The following is a 19,173-nucleotide window of genomic DNA, read 5'->3' as shown; positions in this document are numbered from 1 at the left end:
TCAGAATTCGCATAAAAACAAAATTCTGAGCAGCATATTGCACAGTTACTTATGGCGGTCGCGCAGGTTGTTGATCACGGCGCGGAAGTCGAGATCCTGATCCTGCAACAGCACCATCAGGTGATAGACCAGGTCAGAAGCTTCGTTGGTGAGTTCATCCCGATCGTTGACCGTGGCGGCCAGTGCGGTTTCAACGCCTTCTTCACCCACTTTCTGCGCGATGCGTTTGGTGCCGCTGGCGTAGAGTCGTGCGGTGTAGGAGCTTTCAGGATCGGCGGTTTTACGCGAGGCCAGCAACTGCTCAAGCTGATAGAGGAACGTCCACTCAGGAACCGCCGGTGAGAAGCAGCTGGTGGTGCCCAGATGGCAGGTCGGGCCAATAGGATCCGCCAGCACTAACAGGGTGTCATTGTCGCAGTCAGGCGTGATGCTCACCACCTGCAAAAAGTTGCCGGAGGTTTCGCCTTTGGTCCACAAGCGATTTTTGGTGCGGGAGAAAAAGGTGACCTTGCTTTCTGCCAGCGTTTTCTCCAGCGCGGCCGGGTTCATGTAGCCATGCATCAGTACTTCGCCTGAGACGAAGTGCTGGACAATGACCGGCATCATGCCCTGTGTTTTATCCCAGTCGAGAAGGGCCTGTTGTTGTTCAGTTAGCACGCGCGAATCTCCACTCCGTTGTCGATCAGAAAGCTCTTCAGCTCACCAATATTAATAATCTGCTTATGGAATACCGAGGCGGCTAAAGCACCATCCACGTTAGCTTCGGTAAACGCATCCAGGAAGTGCTGCATGGTGCCTGCGCCGCCAGAGGCGATGAGGGGGACCTTGCAGACTTCACGCATTTTCTTCAGCTGCACCAGGTCATAGCCGTTACGCACGCCATCCTGATTCATCATGTTCAGCACGATCTCGCCTGCGCCCAGCTTCTGCACTTCCTGCACCCACTCCAGCGTTTCCCACTGCGTCACGCGGGTGCGCGCTTCGTCGCCGGTATACTGATTCACCTGATATTTACCGCTGGCTTCATCAAACCAGGTATCGATCCCGACCACAATACACTGCACGCCAAAACGGTCCGCGAGGCGGGTGATCAGCGTGGGGTCGGCCAGCGCCGGCGAGTTAATCGAAATCTTATCTGCGCCAAACTCCAGAATGCGCGCTGCGTCTTCCGGGGTTTTAATGCCGCCCGCGACGCAGAACGGGATATCGATTACTTCCGCAACCCGCGAGACCCAGCTTTTGTCGACGACCCGGCCATCGGATGAGGCGGTGATATCATAGAACACCAGCTCGTCGGCACCTTCGGCGGCATAGCGCTGCGCCAGCGGTACGATGTCGCCGATGATTTCGTGATTGCGAAACTGTACGCCTTTGACCACCTGGCCGTCACGTACGTCCAGGCAGGGAATTATCCGTTTTGCCAGCATGCGATCGCCTCCGAAACAGTGAATTTATCTTCCAGCAGCGCACGTCCGACAATTATGCCCTGAACGCCGCTGCCGCGCAGGGCGGCGATATCATTGAGGTCGCCAATGCCACCCGAGGACTGAAAAGCAATCGTCGGGAAGCGCGCCGTCACTTCCTGATAGAGCGCAACATTGGAGCCGCTCAGGGTGCCGTCGCGAGAAATGTCGGTGCACAGCACATGCTTCAGGCCCACCAGCTGAAAGTCGGTAATCACCTCTTCCAGCGTGACACCCGCCGCTTCCTGCCAGCCACTGATCGCCACTTCTTTGCGGTTACTGGCATCAATGCGCACATCTAACGCGAGCACAATCGCCTCTGCGCCAAACTCCGCAAACCACCGTTTTACCTCTTCAGGCTGTTTCACCGCGGTGGAACCGACCACCACACGACTCGCTCCGGCTTCAAGCAGCGCATGCACATCATCACGGCTGCGAATGCCGCCACCAACCTGCACCGTCACATCAACGCCATCCAGCAGAGTTTTCAGCAGCGCGATCTGGCGTTTCGCCGGATCTTTCGCGCCGGTTAAATCCACCAGATGCAGCACGGTCGCGCCCTGGCGAACGTAATCCTGCAGACGTGGCAGCGGATCGCTGCCGTAATCGCGCTGCTGTCCATAATCGCCCTGATGCAGACGAACCACTTTGCCGTCAATTAAATCTAACGCGGGGATAATCATTACATCTCCAGGAAGTTTTTCAGCAGCTGCGCGCCCGCTTTGCCCGAGCGTTCCGGGTGGAACTGGACGCCAAAGAAGTTATCTTTCTGCACCGCGGCGGTGAAAGCTTCACCGTAGTGACACTGGGCGATAGTGCTGGCGTTGACCGGCATGGCATAACTGTGGACGAAGTAGAAATAGCAGCCTTCGTCGATGCCACGGAACAGATGATTGCCCGCCTGCGCGGTAATCTGGTTCCAGCCCATGTGTGGCAGCGGCAGGCCGTGCGTGTCCATTAATGACACCGGCTCATCGATAATCCCCAGCGTCGGCACGCCGCCGTTTTCATCGCTGCCGCGACCCAGCAACTGCATACCCAGGCAGATCCCCAGCACCGGCTGGGTACAGGCTTTCACCAGATCGATCAGGTCACGCTCTTCCAGCTGATTCATTGCCGCCTGCGCGGTGCCTACGCCGGGCAGAAACAGTTTGTCGGCACGCAGCACCACATCGGGGTCGCGGCTTACTTCCGGGGTGTAGCCCAGACGTTCAATCGCCCATTTCACCGACGACAGGTTGGCGCAACCGGTATCCATGATCACCACGTTCATCACAGCACTCCCTTCGAGCTCGGCAGCGTATTGCCCTCAACGCGGATCGCCTGACGCAGCGTACGTCCAAAGGCTTTAAACAGGCTCTCGACGCGGTGATGGTCATTCTTGCCTTTGGTTTTAAGATGCAGGGTGCTCATCATGGCGTAGGAGAGTGAGCTGAAGAAGTGCTCGACCATCTCGGTACTGAGGTCGCCCACGCGCTGATAGTTGAACTCCGCTTTGAACTCGATGTGCGGACGGCCGGAGATATCCAGCGCGCAGCGCGCCAGACATTCATCCATCGGCAGCACAAAGCCGAAACGGCCTATGCCACGCTTGTCGCCCAGCGCCTTCAGCAGCGCTTCGCCCAGTGCCAGACCGGTATCTTCCACCGTGTGATGATCGTCAATATAGAGATCGCCTTTCACTTCGATGTTCATGCGGAACCCGCCGTGCACGGCAATCTGGTCCAGCATGTGGTCGAAGAAACCCACGCCGGTATTAATCTTGCTGCCGCCTTCGCGATCCAGCCACAGTTCAACCCGCACCTGTGTCTCTTTGGTGTTGCGCTGCACCAGCGCATGGCGGTCACGCTGGGTCAGACGCTGCTGGATGGTCTGCCAGTTCTGGCCGTCAGCGCCGTAGCGGATAGGCTGGATACCCATGTTCTCCGCCAGCTGGACGTCGGTCAGGCGATCGCCAATCACGTAGCTGTTGGCGGTATCCAGCGCGCCTTCGGCCAGCCAGGCTTCTACCATTCGGGTTTTCGGCTTGCGACAGTCGCAGTGATCGTCCGGCATGTGCGGGCAGATCAGCACATCGTCAAACGCAATGCCCTGCGAGGTCAGGATCTGCATCATCAGATTGTGCGGGCCATCGAAATCGGCCTGCGGGAAACCCGGGGTGCCAAGACCATCCTGGTTGGTGATCATGACCAGGCGATAACCGGCGGCCTGCAGCGCCAGCAGCGCCGGGATAACATCTGGCTCAAACGCCAGCTTATCCATGCGGTCCACCTGATAATCTTCAGGCGGCTCAGAGATTAACGTACCGTCGCGGTCGATAAAAAGGGTCTTCTGGCTCATGCTTGCTCCACAGAAAAGGCTTGCAGCGCGGCGATCACTCGTTCGCACTCTTCACGCGTGCCGATGGAGATGCGCAGGCATCCCGACAGGCCCGGATTTTTGTTCTGATCACGCAGGATAATGCCCTGATCCCATAAGGTTTTGAAGACTTTTGGTGAATCGGTAAAGCGCGCCAGCACATAGTTGGTTTCACTGGAGAAAACCTGCTCAACGCAGGCCAGCTGAGCCAGCTGAGCCAGCTCAGCCTGTAGCCAGCTACGGTTCTCATTCAGCTGTGCCACATGCTCACGCATCAGCGCAATTCCCTGGTCGCTCAGTGCCTGACCGGCGACATCGGCCACCGGTGTGGCCAGCGGGTAGGGCGCGATCACCTTCATCAGCAGGTCGATGACCGGCTTATTCGCCAGCGCAAAGCCGCAACGCAGGCCAGCCAGCGCAAAGGCTTTAGAAAGAGTACGCAGGATCACCAGATGCGGATAATCCTTCAGCCAGCCGGTCAGGGTCGCCTGCGGGCAGAACTCAATGTAGGCTTCATCTGCGACTACCAGCGCTTTACGGGCGGTCATCGCCAGCAGATGACGGATGTCGTCCTGATTGATCAGGTTGCCGGTCGGGTTGTTCGGGCTGCAGAGGTAAACCACTTTGACGCCATCCAACTGCTCTGCAATGGCAGGCAGGTTCAACTGCCAGTCGGTCAGGGCCGGGACGGTGCGGTATTCAATGCCGATGGTTTCGGCGCTGACGCTGTACATGCCATAGGTCGGTGGACAGAACAGAATCGCATCCTGACCCGGCTCACAGAAGGCACGCATGATCAGTTCGATGGCTTCATCCGCGCCACGGCTCACCAGCACCTGCTCCGGCGTTAAGCCTGCATAAGCCGCATAGCGCTCAATCACCACTTTAGGCTGACACTCCGGATAGCGGTTCAGCGTCTGCTGCGACAGCTCAAACGGCACCGGCAGCGGAAACTCGTTGGCATTGAGCCAGACATCTCCGTTGCCACCCAGACGACGCGCCGACATATAGGGCGTCAGGGCGCGCACATTGGCGCGCGCCAGCTGCTCAATATCCTGACTCATGCTTGCTCCTTCAGTGCGGCAACGCGCAGGGTGACGGCATTCTTATGGGCATCCAGCTGCTCGGCGGCGGCCAGGGTTTCAATGGTGGCGGCCAGGTTCAGGAAGCCCTGCGGCGTCAGCTCCTGCACCGTCATGCGTTTCTGGAAATCGGCCAGGCCCAGGCTGGAACAGGTCGAGGTGTAACCGTAGGTCGGTAACACGTGATTGGTGCCAGAGGCGTAATCGCCCGCGGACTCCGGCGACCAGTCACCTAAAAATACCGAACCGGCGCTGGTGATCGACTCCACCAGATCGCGCGGCTGACGCGTCTGCAGAATCAGGTGCTCCGGGCCGTAGAGATTAGAGATCGCGATGCACTGCTCAAGGTCACGCGCCACAATCAGGCGGCTGCTTTCCAGCGCCTGACGCGCCGTGGCAGCCCTCGGCAACTGCGCCAGCTGCTGCTCAACCGCGACCGCGACCGCCTCGGCCAGGGGCAATGAAGGCGTCAGCAGAATCACCTGCGAGTCGGGACCATGTTCAGCCTGTGAGAGCAGATCAGACGCGACAAACGCGGGCGTGGCGCCTTCATCCGCAATCACCAGCACTTCAGAAGGACCCGCTGGCATATCAATCGCCGCGCCATCGAGTCGCTGACTTACCTGACGTTTCGCTTCTGTCACCCAGGCGTTGCCCGGGCCAAAAATCTTGTCCACGCGCGGCACGGTTTCGGTGCCGAAGGCCATCGCGGCGATGGCCTGCGCGCCGCCCACCTGGAACACCTCTTCTACGCCGCACAGCTGGGCGGCATACAGGATCTCATCGGCAATCGGCGGCGGCGAACAGAGCACGACGCGACCACAGCCAGCGATACGGGCCGGGGTCGCCAGCATCAGCACGGTGGAAAAGAGCGGGGCGGAACCACCAGGAATATAGAGTCCGACCGATTTCACCGGACGGGTAATCTGCTGGCAGCGTACGCCTGGCTGGGTTTCCACATCCACCGGCGGCAGGATCTGCGCGTTGTGGAAGGTTTCGATATTGCCCACCGCGACAGCCATCGCCTGCTTCAGCTCGTCACTCAGACGTAAGCTGGCTTCTGCGATTTGCTGCGCGGTAACACGCAGGTTATCCACCTGCGCTTTGTCGAAGCGGGCGCTGAATTCGCGCAGGGCGTCATCACCGTTCAGCTTTACCTGCTCCAGCACATCGCGCACCGTCAGCGTCACGTTTTCAGAGGCGGCGATAGCAGGACGTAACAGCAGCGCCTGCTGATGTTCGGGGGTGCACTGCTGCCACTCAATCGGGGTAGAAAAGGCCATGGTTTACTCCATCATCTTCTCAATAGGCAGTACCAGAATCGAACTGGCACCCAGCGCTTTCAGTTTTTCCATGGTTTCCCAGAACAGGGTTTCGCTGCTGACCATGTGCATCGCCACGCGGCTGACATCGCCTGCCAGCGGCAGCACGGTCGGGCGCTCTGCGCCAGGCAGCAGGCTGATCACTTCTTCCAGACGCTCACTCGGCGCGTGCAGCATGATGTACTTCGATTCACGCGCTTTAATCACGCCCTGAATACGGGTCATCATTTTGTCGATCAGCTCCTGCTTCGCGGCAGGCATCTCGCCGTCACGCTGGATCAGCACCGCTTTTGAACGATAGATCACTTCAACTTCGCGCAGGCCATTGGCTTCCAGCGTAGCACCGGTAGAGACCAGATCGCAGATGGCGTCAGCCAGACCGGCGCGGGTCGCCACTTCTACGGAACCGTTCAGTAAACAGGTCTTAAAGCTGACGCCTTTTTTGTCGAGGTATTGTTTTAACAGGTGCGGATAGGAGGTGGCGATACGGGATTTATCCAGGCATTTCGGGCCGGTGTACTCGGCATCTGTCGCCATCGCCAGTGACAGACGGCAACCGCCGAAGTCGAGGCGGCGCAGCGTAAAGTAGCGCGGATCTTCACCCTGGGCGCGGCGCGACAGCAGCTCCTCTTCCAGCACGTTCTCGCCGATGATGCCTAAATCGACCACACCATCCATCACCAGGCCAGGAATATCGTCATCGCGCACGCGCAGGATGTCGATCGGCATGTTCTCCGCAAACGCAATCAGGCGCTGTTGCTGAAGGTTGATTTTAACGCCGCAGCGCGCCAGCAGTTCGCGTGAATCATCACTTAAACGGCCAGATTTCTGCATAGCTATGCGTAAACGGGTGTTATCTAACATGGTTCCTGTCCTCTTAATTCGGTCCTGAATGTGTGGTTACGTCAGCCCATAAAAAAACCCCCGGAAGACGATCTTCCGGGGGTTCTCTTGCGTTCACACCACTGGAAGATCTTGAAAGTCTTCCAGCACCAATCGCCTGAAAGACTAGTCAGGATGATGGTGGTGATGATGGTTGAACTGAACGCGTGTCATAATAATCTCGTCGATGAATGAGTATTCATTTGTGGGGTTTAACCTAGCGAAGATGGCTGCGCTTGGCAACACTTTTTTAAACGGGCGGTTCGGAAAGCGCTGAAACAGGTTGTTCTGGTTTGCAATCCGGGGGCAAACTACGGTGAAGTCAGGGTTGATGTTTCACGTCAGGAGTCAAAATGAAGAAGGTCGCGATTGTGGGACTGGGCTGGTTGGGTATGCCGCTGGCCACGGCGTTAACGGCGCGAGGCTGGCAGGTCACCGGCAGCAAAACCACGCCAGACGGTATAGACGCGGCACGCCGCTGCGGCATTGAGGCGTTCCAGCTGGAACTGACGCCGGAACTGCTCTGTGATGCCGCCGATATTGAGCCGCTATTCAACGTCGATGCGCTGATCGTTACACTGCCCGCCAGCCGCACTGCGGAAGGGGGCGAAGCCTATCTGCAGGCGGTGCAGAATGTGGTCGATACCGCGCTGGTTTATAAGGTACCGCGCATTATCTTTACCAGTTCCACCTCAGTCTATGGCAGCAGCGCCGGCGCTAAGCGGGAAAACAGCCCGCTGGACGCAGAAACGGTGGCCGGAAAGACGCTGGTTAAACTGGAGAACTGGCTGCACGATCTGCCAGGCACCAGCGTGGATATTGTGCGGCTGGCCGGTCTGGTAGGACCAAAGCGCCATCCGGGACGCTTCCTCGCCGGCAAGCAGGATGTGGCCAATGGCTCGCAGGGCGTGAATCTGGTGCATCTGGATGATGTGGTGGAGGCGATCACGCTGCTACTGCAGTCGCCCAAAGGGGGCCGGGTCTACAATCTGTGTGCCTCGAAACATCCCTCGCGTGACACCTTCTATCCTGCGGTCACGCACCAGCTTGGGCTGCAGCCGCCGCAGTTCGCACCCGAGGCGGAAAAGAATAGCGGCAAGCTGATTGACGGTTCCCGCATCTGTAGCGAACTCGGTTTTGAGTACCGCTATGACGACCCGATTAAAATGCCACTGGAGTGATACGCGGCTGGCGCTGTTGCGGGGGCTGATTGCTCCCGCTCTGATATATAAGGGTTCTGCTCTTTTCATAGTTACAACATACTAAAGCAGTTTAAACTACTGGGCAGAATGTGCCTCGCTGAAAGACCTGTTTTCATCAGGCCAGACAGCCAGGTCTGGCCCTCAGCCTCATACCCCTAACCGATCCCTCAACGCATACCACACCGCGCCCATCGCCGTCAGCGGCACCTTAAATCGTCGCCCACCGGGAAACGGGAGATGAGGCAGGCGGGCGAAGGCATCAAAACGCTCGGCGTCGCCGCGTAACACTTCGCTGATCAGCTTGCCGGAAAGATGTGTACTGGTTACGCCATGACCGCTGTCACCCTGCATAAAATAGACATTCTTCTCCAGTCGGCCAAACTGCGGCATGCGCGACAGCGTCAGCAGGAAATTGCCGCTCCAGCTGAAGTCCAGTTTCACGTTCTGCAACTGCGGGAAAGTGCGGCGCAGCCTGGGCCGGATCAACGCTTCAATATCGGCCGGTTCCCGTGCGCCATAAACCACGCCGCCGCCATAGAGCAGCCGGTTGTCCGCCGTCAGACGGAAGTAATCCAGCAGATAGTTACAATCTTCCACACAGTAGTTATTCGGCATCAGCGACAACGCCTGGTCGGTTGACAGCGGTTCGGTTGCCACAATCTGCGATCCGCACGGCATGCTTTTCCTGCTCAGTCGCGGTTCCAGCTGCGGGGCCAGATAGGCATTCCCGGCGAAGATCACAAAGGTCGCGCTGACCTCGCCCTGGGCGGTTTTTACCCGGTTTGGTGTGCCATAAACCACACTGGTCGCCGCGGACTGTTCATAGATGCGTCCGCCATGTCGACGGATCGCCTCCGCTTCCCCCAGCGCCAGGTTCAGCGGATGCAGATGGCCGCCGCGCCGATCCAGCAGCCCGCCAACGTAGCGTTCGGTGGCGACTTCACGGCGGATGGCTCGCTCATCCAGTAGTTCCAGATCATGATTCCCATACTGCTGCCATAACGCTTTCTGTTTTCGCAGATGCGCCAGCTGACGCGCATTCAGGGCCGCAAAAACGCCGCCAGGCCGGTAATCGCAGTCGATCGCGTACCGCTTAATGCGATCGCGGATGATTTCAGCGCCTTCAAACATCATGCTGCCCAGCATACGGGCGCTCTCTTTACCGTAGCGCTGCTCAATCACATCCACGTCGCGGCTGTAGGAGTTCACCACCTGACCGCCGTTACGCCCGCTGGCACCAAAGCCGACCCGTGCTGCTTCCAGCACGACCACGTCATAGCCCACCTCGGTCAGATGCAGTGCCGCCGAAAGACCGGTGAAACCGCCGCCAATAATGCAGACGTCACACTGAATACTCTCCTGTAATGTCGGCCAGGGCGCATGTGGATTGGCGGTCGCTGCGTAATAACTCTCCACGTAATTCATAACAATCTCCTGAATGCGCCTAAAAGTTGGCTGGCGTATGGGCACTGACAATGCGGCAGGGGATTTCAGCACGGTTGGTGAAACTGTGTGGTAAGCCCGTATCAATGACGTAGCTCTCTCCGGCGGAGAGATGATAGTGCTCTCCGTTGATGACCAGCGTAATCTCTCCTTCCAGCAGCGTGCCGGTTTCTTCGCCCGGATGACGCAGCTTCTCGCCGGTGCTGGCACCGGGTTGATAAGTTTCCAGCAGCATGCCCAGCGTGCGTTGTGCACGGCCATTGTCGATAAGCTTCAGCGAAACCCCCTGACTGCCAATCTCCAGCAGGTCGCTGGCGCGGACAATGACCTTCGGTTCCGCATCCGGTTTAGGTTCCGAGAAGAACTCAGACAGCGAGAGCCCATAGACTTTCAGCAGCTTCTGCAGGGTACTGACCGCCGGGCTGACCTTGTCCTGTTCAATGGTGCTGATGGCGCTATGGGTCAGTCCGGCCAGTTCGGCGACACGGCGTTGCGACAGCCCCAGTGTCTGCCGGATCTGCGCCAGCCGTCGTCCCGGCGCCAGCGTGGCATCACTCATTTTCTTTTTCCTTGTGATAATGAATGGCGGCCTGAATAAAGCCACTGAACAGCGCCTGCGATCCCGCCGTGCTTTCCGGCTGCCACTCGGGATGCCACTGCACCGCCAGGGCGAAGGGATGATGGCGCAGACTCACCGCCTCAATCAGGCCATCCGGCGCTCGCGCTTCAACGCGCAACTGCGGGCCCGGTTCGCGTACCCCCTGATGATGCAGTGAATTGACCGCCAGCGGACTGTTGCTGTCCAGCAGCGTCGCCAGCAGGCCGTCGGGTTCGATAGTGATTGGATGCGCCTGAGCATACTGCTGCTTCAGCGGCAGCGTCTCATCTTCATGGTGACGCTGAAACGACGGCTGCCCGCTGAGCTCCCGCCACAGCGCACCGCCATTTGCCACCACCAGCTCCTGCAGCCCACGGCAGATCCCGAACATCGGCATCTTGTGGCTGGTGGCCCAGGTGATCAGCTGAAAGGCGAGATGGTCACGGCCCGGATCGGCATGCAGCTCTTCGCCTGCCTCGCCATAATGCCAGGGTTCGATATTGCTGGGGCTGCCGGTCAGCAGCAGGCCATCCAGAACAGCCATAGCGTTTTCTAATAGATGAGGCGCATTCATCAGGCTGTGGGGCAGGGCCAGCGGTACGCCACCCGCAAGGACAACCGCATCGGTATACTTATTGTGAACCGTCTGGCTCGGATGGCCGCCCAGATCCTTCTGGCACATCACTACGCCAATCAACGGCTTGTCAAAAATAATGCCCATCTCACGTCCTCGCATCGCTGTTCGAAATATCTACCGAAAGGGCACGTCTGGCGGTTAAGTGTGCAATATTTTTTCAATCTAGCAATCTGCTGTTTGTTCTTCAAACAGATTTGTTACATTTGCACACTTTTTATGTTGGCGCTATGTTAGTGGTGTGGCTGTTATTTTGAGCATTACGCAAACCTAATAGGGGCGGGTGAGATCATGACTAACCTAGTAGAAGTGGAAGACTTCACGCTTCACAGTGAAGAGAAACGAACCAGCGCGTTCCAGCTTGAGGTGAAAACCTGGCTGGAGCGCCATCCTGACACGCAGTATGTCGACATCCTGTTAAATGATTTAAATGGTGTGTTCCGCGGCAAGCGCATTCCGGTCTCTGCGCTGCCTAAGCTGGAAAAAGGGTGTTATTTCCCCGCCTCGGTGTTTGCCATGGATATCCTCGGCAACACAGTAGAAGAAGCGGGACTCGGCCAGTCACTGGGCGAACCCGATAATCTCTGCCTGCCCGTCACCGGTACTTTAGTTCCCTCCGCGTCTGACCCTCAACACATTGCGCAACTGCTGTTAACCATGTGCAACCAAGATGGCACTCCCTTTGACGTTGAACCCCGAAATGTCCTTAACCGGCTGTGGCAACAGCTGCGTAACCGAGGTCTGTTCCCGGTGGTAGCGGTAGAGCTGGAGTTCTATCTGGTGGACAAAAAGCGCGATGCCGAAGGCTTTATCCAGCCGCCGTGTTCCCCCGGCAGTGATGAACGCAATATGCAGAGCCAGGTCTACTCGGTAGATAACCTCGATCATTTCGCCGATGTGCTGCGTGACATCGACGATCTGGCCCGTCAGCAGGGCATCCCGGCCGATGGTGCGCTGGCGGAAGCCTCGCCCGGACAGTTTGAAATTAACCTGCATCATACCCGCGACGTGCTGCGGGCCTGTGACCATGCGGTGCAGCTGAAGCGACTGATTCGTCAGGTGGCGGAAAACCACGGTATGACCGCGACGTTTATGGCGAAGCTCTATGAGGAGTACGCGGGCAGCGGCATGCATGTGCATATCAGCATGCTGGATGCCGCCGATCATAACGCCTTCGCCTGCGATGACGGCAGTGATTCGCCGCTGATGAAACGGGCGCTGGCTGGGATGATCGATCTGATGCCCGCCTCAATGGCGCTGCTGGCACCCAATGTGAATGCCTATCGCCGCTTTGTTCCGGACGCCTATGTGCCGTTGCAGGCATCGTGGGGCCATAACAACCGTACCGTTGCGCTGCGGGTGCCGTGCGGGGATATCGACAATCATCGTATTGAGTACCGGGTTGCGGGCGCGGATGCTAATCCCTACCTGGTAGTGTCGGCTATTCTTGCCGGGATGCTGCATGGGCTGGATACCCAGTTGCCGTTGCCCCATCCGGTCACCGGCAACGGTCACCATGCCGAGGGTCTGGCACTGCCGATCCGCCAGAGCGATGCGCTGTATGAGTTTGACAACAGCTATCCGCTGCAGAAGTTACTGGGCGAACGCTTTGCCAGTGTCTGGCACAGCTGTAAGCATCATGAACTGATGCAGTTTGAACGGCTGATTACGTCTACCGAGATCGACTGGATGCTGAAAAATGCCTGACAGGTTTTTTTAGCTGTCAGCTAGCGGCCTTTTTTTTGCATAAGATGCCCCGATAGCTTGTATTCCTGCCATGGGTTAGGGCAGAATACGCGGCCTGCAAAATCAGATGATAACCGACGCTAACCGCGCCGGTTATTTTTTTGCATCCAGTTTTATGAGAGCGTTTTTTGCTGACTTAACCGAGGCCGGGCACGCACCCGGATAGATAAACACTGAAAACACGCATAAGCGTGAGATTGAGGATGACAAAGATGGGGATGTTTTACACTCTGCCAGCCAACGCTGGTACGCGTTTTCGTGATGACTACGGCGCCGCGTTAACCGCTAACCTTACTCCCTGTCGCTTAATGCGCAGTTGCCCTGTGACCCAGCCCAGCCAGGTTGTCGCACATGGGGGACTGAAGCATGTCGCTTAATACCTCCGCCGCACCGCAGCGTGCGCAACTCAAAAAAACACTTACGTTACTTCCGGTCGTCATGATGGGCTTAGCCTACATGCAGCCTATGACCCTGTTCGATACCTTTGGCATCGTTTCCGGGCTGACCGAAGGTCACGTCGCCACCGCTTATGCTTTCGCGCTGATTGCGATACTGTTCACTGCCGTGAGTTACGGTAAGCTGGTACGCCGCTTCCCATCTGCGGGCTCCGCTTATACCTACGCTCAGAAGGCGATCAGTCCGCATGTCGGCTTTATGGTCGGCTGGTCATCACTGCTGGACTACCTGTTCATGCCGATGATCAACATCCTGCTGGCTAAAAACTATTTCGAATCGCTGGTGCCGGGCATCCCGTCGTGGATTTTTGTGGTGTTGCTGGTCGGGTTTATGACGCTCTCTAACCTCAAGGGCATCAAAACCGTCGCCAACTTCAACAGTGTGATTGTGGTGCTGCAGGTGGTTGTCATGGTCGGGATTACCGCGATGGTAATCTACGGTGTGGCAAGCGGCGTGGGTTCCGGCACGCTGGTGAGCAGCCGTCCATTCTGGTCTGAGAATGCGCATGTAGTGCCGATGATTACCGGTGCGACGATACTCTGCTTCTCGTTCCTCGGCTTTGATGGCATCAGTTCGCTGTCGGAAGAGACCAAAGATGCAGAACGCACCATTCCGCGCGCTATTTTCCTGACCGCGCTGATTGGTGGTGTGATCTTTATCGCGGCATCTTACTTCCTGCAGCTCTACTTCCCGGACATCACACGCTTCCAGCACCCGGACTCATCGCAGCCTGAAATCATGCTGTTCGTGGCCGGTAAAGCGTTGCAGGTCGGCATCCTGATCTTCTCGGTGGTCACGGTGCTGGCATCCGGTATGGCGGCGCACGCTGGCGTCTCGCGTCTGATGTATGTGATGGGCCGTGATGGCGTGTTCCCGGAGCGTTTCTTCGGTTACATCCATCCAAAATGGCGTACCCCGTCGCTCAACGTGCTGCTGGTGGGTGCGATTGCGCTGATGGCGATTAACTTCGACCTGGTGACCGCAACCGCGCTGATTAACTTTGGTGCGCTGGTGGCGTTTACCTTCGTTAACCTGTCGGTGATTGCGCAGTTCTGGGTCCGTGAGAAGCGTAACCGCACGCTGAAAGATCACGTTCAGTATCTGCTGCTGCCGCTGCTTGGCGCGCTGACGGTGGGTGCGCTGTGGGTGAACCTGGAAGAGAGTTCTATGGAGCTGGGCCTGATCTGGGCCGCCATCGGGATTATCTACCTGGCGTTCGTAACCCGCAGCTTCCGTAATCCGGTGCCGCAGTTCAGCGAAGAAGTTTAATCGCGCTCACGTTGCCGCCTTCCCGGCCTCAGGGAAGGCGGCGACAGCTTAACCAGCCAGCACCAGTTCACAGCTCCCCGCACTTAACAGCTCCCGCGCCGACTCACTCAGATGCGTATCTGTCACCACCCGATCAAAGCTCTCCAGCGGTAAAGCCAGAAACGTCGCAATCCTGTTGTACTTCGAACTGTCACTCAGCAATACCCGCTTACTGCTCACCTCACTCACCGCCTGCTTCACCGTCACCTTATCTTCATCCGGCGTAAACAAGCCACGCGGCCCCCAACAGGAGGCGGAAATAAAGGCAATATCAATGGCCAGATGACGCAGGCTGCGTGCCGCTGACTCGCCGACACAGGAGCGGTTCTCACGGCATACGGTGCCGCCCGTGTGAATAACCCGGCACTGACTGGCCTCCATCAGCAGATTCGCCACCATAAAATCATTGGTCACCACCAGTAAATCATCGCGATCCACCACTTCTCTTGCCAGGGCTAACGTTGTCGTGCCGGCATCCAGGTAGATGCAGCTGTTACGGGGGATCTGTCGGGCGGCGGTGCGACCAATGGCGCGCTTCTCCTCATTGTAGAGGGCGCTTTTCGTCAGATGTGACGGCTCAGCCGCCAGCCGGTCGGCTGAGCGCACGCCGCCGGAGACCGACAGCACGGCCCCTTGCTCCTCCAGTTTCTGCACATCACGGCGTATGGTCATGTGTGACACACCCAGCCGTTCAGTGAGTTCTGCAATGCTCACCACGCCACGATCGGCCACCAGCGCAAGAATCTGTTGATGACGTTCAACCGGAATCATATCGGCTCCCTGATGATTACCATTTTTTCACATTATAAAGTATCTGCGGGTTAACCAGAACAAATAATAACAGCGGCAATCCCGGCAACGACGGCGGTAACTGCACTGCGGCAGGGCCGGTGCTGCCAATCTGGTAATGTTAAAAATTGTTCTGGTTCACATCGGGAATATTTTTTTGTGAGCGGTAACACATTTTTGGCGGCAGTAAACTGGCAGGATTAACAGTAACAAACAAATAATCACTTAAATTAACAGTGGAGGCGTATCGTGCCAGCTGAAAATATCTGCGTTATCGGGTTAGGTTCCATGGGCATGGGTGCCGCGAAATCCTGCCTGCGTGCCGGTCTCAATACCTGGGGTGTCGATTTGAATCCCGCCGCGCTTGAGAACTTACGCCAGGCGGGCGCGCGTGATGCGCAGGCTTCAGCATCCGCCTTTGCAGACCAGCTTGATGCCGTTTTGCTGCTGGTGGTAAATGCGCAGCAGGTTAACGCCATTCTGTTTGGTGAAGAGGGCCTGGCCGCAAAACTGCGTCCCGGCACCGTGGTCATGGTCTCATCCACATTGTCCGCCCGGGATGCGCAGCAGATTGAACAACAGCTGGCGCAATATCAGCTGCTGATGCTGGATGCACCGGTCTCCGGCGGTGCCGCTAAAGCGGCCAGCGGTGAGATGACGGTGATGGCGTCCGGCAGTGAAGCGGCCTTTACGCAACTGCAATCTGTACTGGATGCCGTGGCAGCCAAAGTGTATCGCGTGGGCAGTGAGATCGGCCTCGGATCAACCGTCAAAATTATCCATCAGCTGCTGGCAGGTGTTCACATCGCGGTCGGGGCAGAAGCGATGGCGCTGGCGGCGCGTGCCGGCATCCCGCTGGAAACCATGTATGAAGTGGTCACCAACGCCGCAGGCAATTCATGGATGTTCGAAAACCGCATGCGGCATGTGGTGGATGGCGACTACAGCCCGAAATCTGCGGTCGATATCTTTGTGAAAGATCTCAATCTGGTGGCCGATACCGCAAAATCCCTGCACTTCCCGCTGCCGCTGGCCTCAACCGCCCTCAATATGTTCACCGAAGCCAGCAACGCCGGTTATGGCCGTGAAGATGACAGTGCAGTAATTAAAATCTTCAGCGGCATCACGCTGCCGCAGGCAGAGGAGAAAATCTGATGCGGCTTGGCGTGATAGCGGACGATTTTACGGGTGCGACTGACATCGCCAGTTTTCTGGTGCAGAACGGGCTGACCACCATTCAGTTCAACGGCATTCCTGACAGCGAGGAAATCACAGAGGCGCAGGCGATTGTGGTCAGCCTGAAGAGCCGCTCCTGTCCGGCAGACCAGGCGGTTGCTCAGTCACTGGCTGCGCTGGCATGGCTGCAGAAGCAAGGCTGTGAGCGCTTCTACTTCAAATATTGTTCCACCTTCGACAGCACCGCGCAGGGCAATATCGGTCCGGTAACCGACGCCCTGCTGCAGGCGCTGGGTGAAACGCAGACGGTGATCTGTCCGGCGCTGCCGGTGAATGGCCGCACCGTTTATCAGGGCTACCTGTTTGTCGGCGATCAGCTGCTGTCAGAGTCTGGTATGCGGCATCACCCGGTTACACCGATGCACGACAGCAACCTGCTGCGGCTGATGACATCACAGGCGAGGGGCAAAGCCGGTCTGATCGCTGCGGCACAGGTCGATCAGGGCGCTGAGTCAGTACGGCAGGCGCTGGGTCAGCTGGCGGCGCAGGGGATCAACTACGTCGTAACTGACGTCCTGCATCAGGAACATCTGTTGACCCTGGGCGAAGCACTGAGCGATCTGCGGCTGGTCACCGGCGGTTCCGGGCTGGCCATCGGTCTGGCACGGCAGTGGGCAGCGGCTCAGAGTGATGCAAAAGCGGAGCAGGCAGGCCGTCCGCAGGGCGATCGTGCCGTGGTGCTTTCCGGTTCCTGTTCACAGATGACCAATCGTCAGGTCGCCGCGTACCGCCAGCTGGCACCGGCCTGCGAAGTTGAGACTGAACGCTGTCTGGACGATGCCGGGGCTTATGCCCGGCAGTTATGCGACTGGGTGGAAGCGAACAGCGATCAGACGCTGGCACCCCTGCTGTTTGCCACCGCTGACGCGCAACAATTGCAGGAGATTCAGCAGCGTTATGGTGCTCAGCGCAGCAGCGAAGCCGTTGAGCAGCTGTTTGCTGCCGTCACCCGCGAGCTGAAACGGCGCGGATGGCAGCGCTTTATCGTGGCGGGTGGCGAAACCTCCGGCGTGGTCGCACAGAGCCTGGGTGTGACGGCCTTTCACATCGGCCCGACGATTTCGCCCGGCGTGCCCTGGGTGCGCGACATTCATCAGCCGCTCTCTCTGGCACTGAAATCGGGCAATTTTGGCGATGAAGATTTCTTCCGCCGCGCGCAAACGGAGTTTACTGATGTCTGAATCTTTCTCTTTAACGGAACAGCAGGCGCGTGACGAGATGGTGCGTCTTGGCGCATCGTTTTTTCAGCGCGGCTATGCCACCGGCTCGGCGGGCAACCTTTCAATGTTGCTGGAGGATGGCAATCTGCTGGCGACACCCACCGGCTCATGCCTGGGTGAATTACAGGGTGACCGGCTGGCAAAAGTCACGCCTGACGGCGAATGGCTCTCAGGTGATAAACCCTCCAAAGAGATTGCGTTTCACCGCGCGCTCTATCTGAATAATCCCGACTGCAGGGCGGTGGTGCATCTGCATAGCCACTACCTGACGGCGCTCTCCTGCTTACAGGGGCTGGACATGGACAACTGCATCCGTCCGTTTACCCCCTATGTGGTGATGCGTGTCGGTGATGTGCCGGTTTTGCCTTACTACAAGCCGGGTGATGGGCGACTGGCCGAGGATCTCGCGGCGCTGGCTCCACGTTACCGTGCCTTCCTGCTGGCGAATCATGGCCCGGTGGTAGTGGGGAAATCGTTGCAGGAAGCGGCAGACAACACTGAAGAGCTGGAGGAGACCGCCCGGCTCATCTTTACCCTGGGAGACCGCCCGATCCGTTATCTCAATGATGCCGAAGTGGCAGAATTAAGGAGCCGATAATGCCGAAGTTTGCTGCTAACCTTTCGACGCAATTTACTGAATTGCCGTTTGCTGAACGCTTCGCTGCAGCGGCGAAAGCCGGTTTCACCGCCGTCGAATTTCTGTTTCCTTATGACTATCCCGCCACGCAGATCAAGCAGTGGCTTGATGATAACCAGCTGCAACTGGTGCTGTTCAATACCGCACCCGGCAACGTCGCAGTGGGTGAGTGGGGCGTTTCGGCCATCCCCGGACGTGAAGCAGAAGCAAAGGCGGATATCGATCGCGCCCTGAGCTATGCGCTGGCGCTGAACTGCCCGCAGGTGCACATCATGGCGGCGACGGTGCCGCCCGACGCTGACCGTCAGCGCTACGTTGAGACCTTTATCAGCAATATGCGTTATGCGGCTGAGCGCTTTGCGCCGCACGGCATCATCCTGCTGATTGAGGCGCTTAATCCCACAACCAAACCCAACTATCTTTATGCCAGCCAGTATCAGACGCTGGAGATGGTCGAACAGATCGATCGACCCAATGTCTTCACTCAGCTCGACCTGTTCCATGCGCAACGGGTGGATGGCAACCTCAGCCATCTGATTCGCCACTATGCCGGACGCTATCGGCACGTGCAGATTGCTTCGGCACCGGATCGTCATGAACCGGATGAGGGTGAAATCAACTACCCCTATCTCTACTCACTGCTGGATGAGGTCGGCTATTCCGGCTGGGTGGGCTGCGAATATATCCCGCGCGGCAACACTACCGCTGGTCTTGGCTGGTTTGCGCCCTGGGCGAGAAAAACCTGATTTAACGGGCTAAAAAAACCGGTGTTTCGGCACCGGTTGAGATTTTTTCGT

Annotated in this window: 20 protein-coding genes and 1 other annotated feature; of the genes, 7 read left to right on the top strand and 13 right to left on the bottom strand. The window is 57.8% G+C overall.

Going from position 1 to position 19,173, the window contains the following annotated elements:
* Nucleotides 1-45 precede the first annotated feature (45 nt).
* From hisIE to hisL, 9 genes are all read right to left on the bottom strand, one after another.
* The gene (hisIE, locus tag PAG01S_RS05805; protein WP_010670963.1) at nt 46-657 is read right to left on the bottom strand and encodes a bifunctional phosphoribosyl-AMP cyclohydrolase/phosphoribosyl-ATP diphosphatase HisIE; all 612 of its coding nucleotides are present in this window, start codon (nt 655-657) and stop codon (nt 46-48) included.
* Nucleotides 651-1,427, bottom strand: a complete 777-nt coding sequence (hisF, locus tag PAG01S_RS05800) for an imidazole glycerol phosphate synthase subunit HisF (protein ID WP_010248068.1) — start codon at nt 1,425-1,427, stop codon at nt 651-653. The genes hisIE and hisF overlap by 7 nt, the downstream gene beginning before the upstream one ends.
* Entirely contained in the window at nt 1,409-2,146 is a 738-nt protein-coding gene (gene hisA / locus PAG01S_RS05795) for a 1-(5-phosphoribosyl)-5-[(5-phosphoribosylamino)methylideneamino]imidazole-4-carboxamide isomerase (protein WP_062758010.1), read from the bottom strand. Before hisA ends, hisF begins: the two co-directional genes overlap by 19 nt.
* Complete coding sequence (hisH, locus tag PAG01S_RS05790; protein ID WP_008926061.1) at nt 2,146-2,736, bottom strand: imidazole glycerol phosphate synthase subunit HisH; 591 nt, start codon at nt 2,734-2,736, stop codon at nt 2,146-2,148. The genes hisA and hisH overlap by 1 nt, the downstream gene beginning before the upstream one ends.
* A complete protein-coding gene (hisB, locus tag PAG01S_RS05785; RefSeq protein ID WP_010670960.1) occupies nt 2,736-3,803 on the bottom strand; it encodes a bifunctional histidinol-phosphatase/imidazoleglycerol-phosphate dehydratase HisB in 1,068 nt (355 codons plus the stop codon). Before hisB ends, hisH begins: the two co-directional genes overlap by 1 nt.
* A complete protein-coding gene (gene hisC / locus PAG01S_RS05780; protein WP_062758009.1) occupies nt 3,800-4,885 on the bottom strand; it encodes a histidinol-phosphate transaminase in 1,086 nt (361 codons plus the stop codon). Before hisC ends, hisB begins: the two co-directional genes overlap by 4 nt.
* A complete protein-coding gene (gene hisD, locus PAG01S_RS05775; RefSeq protein ID WP_062758008.1) occupies nt 4,882-6,186 on the bottom strand; it encodes a histidinol dehydrogenase in 1,305 nt (434 codons plus the stop codon). The genes hisC and hisD overlap by 4 nt, the downstream gene beginning before the upstream one ends.
* A 3-nt stretch (nt 6,187-6,189) precedes the next feature.
* Nucleotides 6,190-7,089: an ATP phosphoribosyltransferase gene (gene hisG, locus PAG01S_RS05770; protein WP_062758006.1), complete on the bottom strand. Its 900-nt coding sequence runs from the start codon at nt 7,087-7,089 to the stop codon at nt 6,190-6,192.
* Between the two features lie 48 nt (nt 7,090-7,137).
* Nucleotides 7,138-7,258, bottom strand: a sequence feature (His leader region).
* Complete coding sequence (gene hisL, locus PAG01S_RS22215) at nt 7,234-7,281, bottom strand: his operon leader peptide (RefSeq protein ID WP_100396937.1); 48 nt, start codon at nt 7,279-7,281, stop codon at nt 7,234-7,236. Its footprint overlaps the feature before it by 25 nt.
* 179 nt (nt 7,282-7,460) lie before the next feature.
* On the opposite strand from hisL, the gene PAG01S_RS05765 reads away from it, so the two are divergent.
* The gene (locus tag PAG01S_RS05765) at nt 7,461-8,288 is read left to right on the top strand and encodes an SDR family oxidoreductase (RefSeq protein ID WP_062758004.1); all 828 of its coding nucleotides are present in this window, start codon (nt 7,461-7,463) and stop codon (nt 8,286-8,288) included.
* A gap of 168 nt (nt 8,289-8,456) precedes the next feature.
* Here the strand turns inward: PAG01S_RS05765 and PAG01S_RS05760 are convergent, their stop codons facing one another.
* The 3 genes from PAG01S_RS05760 to puuD are packed head-to-tail and all read right to left on the bottom strand — an operon-like array spanning nt 8,457 to nt 11,071.
* Nucleotides 8,457-9,734, bottom strand: coding sequence for an NAD(P)/FAD-dependent oxidoreductase (locus tag PAG01S_RS05760; RefSeq protein ID WP_062758002.1), 1,278 nt, complete (start codon nt 9,732-9,734; stop codon nt 8,457-8,459).
* Between the two features lie 19 nt (nt 9,735-9,753).
* Entirely contained in the window at nt 9,754-10,311 is a 558-nt protein-coding gene (gene puuR, locus PAG01S_RS05755) for an HTH-type transcriptional regulator PuuR (RefSeq protein ID WP_010670955.1), read from the bottom strand.
* On the bottom strand, nt 10,304-11,071 hold the full coding sequence (gene puuD, locus PAG01S_RS05750; protein WP_062758000.1) for a gamma-glutamyl-gamma-aminobutyrate hydrolase: 768 nt from the start codon (nt 11,069-11,071) through the stop codon (nt 10,304-10,306). Before puuD ends, puuR begins: the two co-directional genes overlap by 8 nt.
* A gap of 201 nt (nt 11,072-11,272) precedes the next feature.
* Between puuD and PAG01S_RS05745 the strand changes: the two genes are divergently transcribed.
* Nucleotides 11,273-12,691, top strand: coding sequence for a glutamine synthetase family protein (locus PAG01S_RS05745; protein ID WP_170933485.1), 1,419 nt, complete (start codon nt 11,273-11,275; stop codon nt 12,689-12,691).
* 405 nt (nt 12,692-13,096) lie between these two features.
* Complete coding sequence (locus PAG01S_RS05740) at nt 13,097-14,455, top strand: APC family permease (RefSeq protein ID WP_010248042.1); 1,359 nt, start codon at nt 13,097-13,099, stop codon at nt 14,453-14,455.
* Nucleotides 14,456-14,503: 48 nt separating this feature from the next.
* On the opposite strand, the gene ygbI is transcribed toward PAG01S_RS05740, so the two are convergent.
* On the bottom strand, nt 14,504-15,265 hold the full coding sequence (ygbI, locus tag PAG01S_RS05735; protein WP_062757996.1) for a DNA-binding transcriptional repressor YgbI: 762 nt from the start codon (nt 15,263-15,265) through the stop codon (nt 14,504-14,506).
* 267 nt (nt 15,266-15,532) lie between these two features.
* Here ygbI and ltnD point away from each other — a divergent pair, with 267 nt between their 5' ends.
* From ltnD to PAG01S_RS05715, 4 genes are read left to right on the top strand one after another with little or no spacing between them, the layout of a single operon-like run.
* On the top strand, nt 15,533-16,438 hold the full coding sequence (gene ltnD, locus PAG01S_RS05730) for an L-threonate dehydrogenase (RefSeq protein WP_062757995.1): 906 nt from the start codon (nt 15,533-15,535) through the stop codon (nt 16,436-16,438).
* Nucleotides 16,438-17,700 carry a 3-oxo-tetronate kinase gene (gene otnK, locus PAG01S_RS05725; RefSeq protein WP_062757993.1) on the top strand — a complete coding sequence of 421 codons (1,263 nt, stop codon included), beginning with the start codon at nt 16,438-16,440 and terminating at the stop codon, nt 17,698-17,700. Before ltnD ends, otnK begins: the two co-directional genes overlap by 1 nt.
* A complete protein-coding gene (gene otnC / locus PAG01S_RS05720) occupies nt 17,693-18,337 on the top strand; it encodes a 3-oxo-tetronate 4-phosphate decarboxylase (protein WP_062757991.1) in 645 nt (214 codons plus the stop codon). Before otnK ends, otnC begins: the two co-directional genes overlap by 8 nt.
* Nucleotides 18,337-19,122: an HPr family phosphocarrier protein gene (locus PAG01S_RS05715; protein WP_062757989.1), complete on the top strand. Its 786-nt coding sequence runs from the start codon at nt 18,337-18,339 to the stop codon at nt 19,120-19,122. The genes otnC and PAG01S_RS05715 overlap by 1 nt, the downstream gene beginning before the upstream one ends.
* Nucleotides 19,123-19,173 lie beyond the last annotated feature (51 nt).

This window comes from Pantoea agglomerans NBRC 102470 (assembly GCF_001598475.1).
Classification (GTDB): Bacteria; Pseudomonadota; Gammaproteobacteria; order Enterobacterales; family Enterobacteriaceae; genus Pantoea; species Pantoea agglomerans.
Note: the sequence above shows the minus strand (reverse complement) of the source record. Positions and strands in the feature narration are given on the sequence as shown.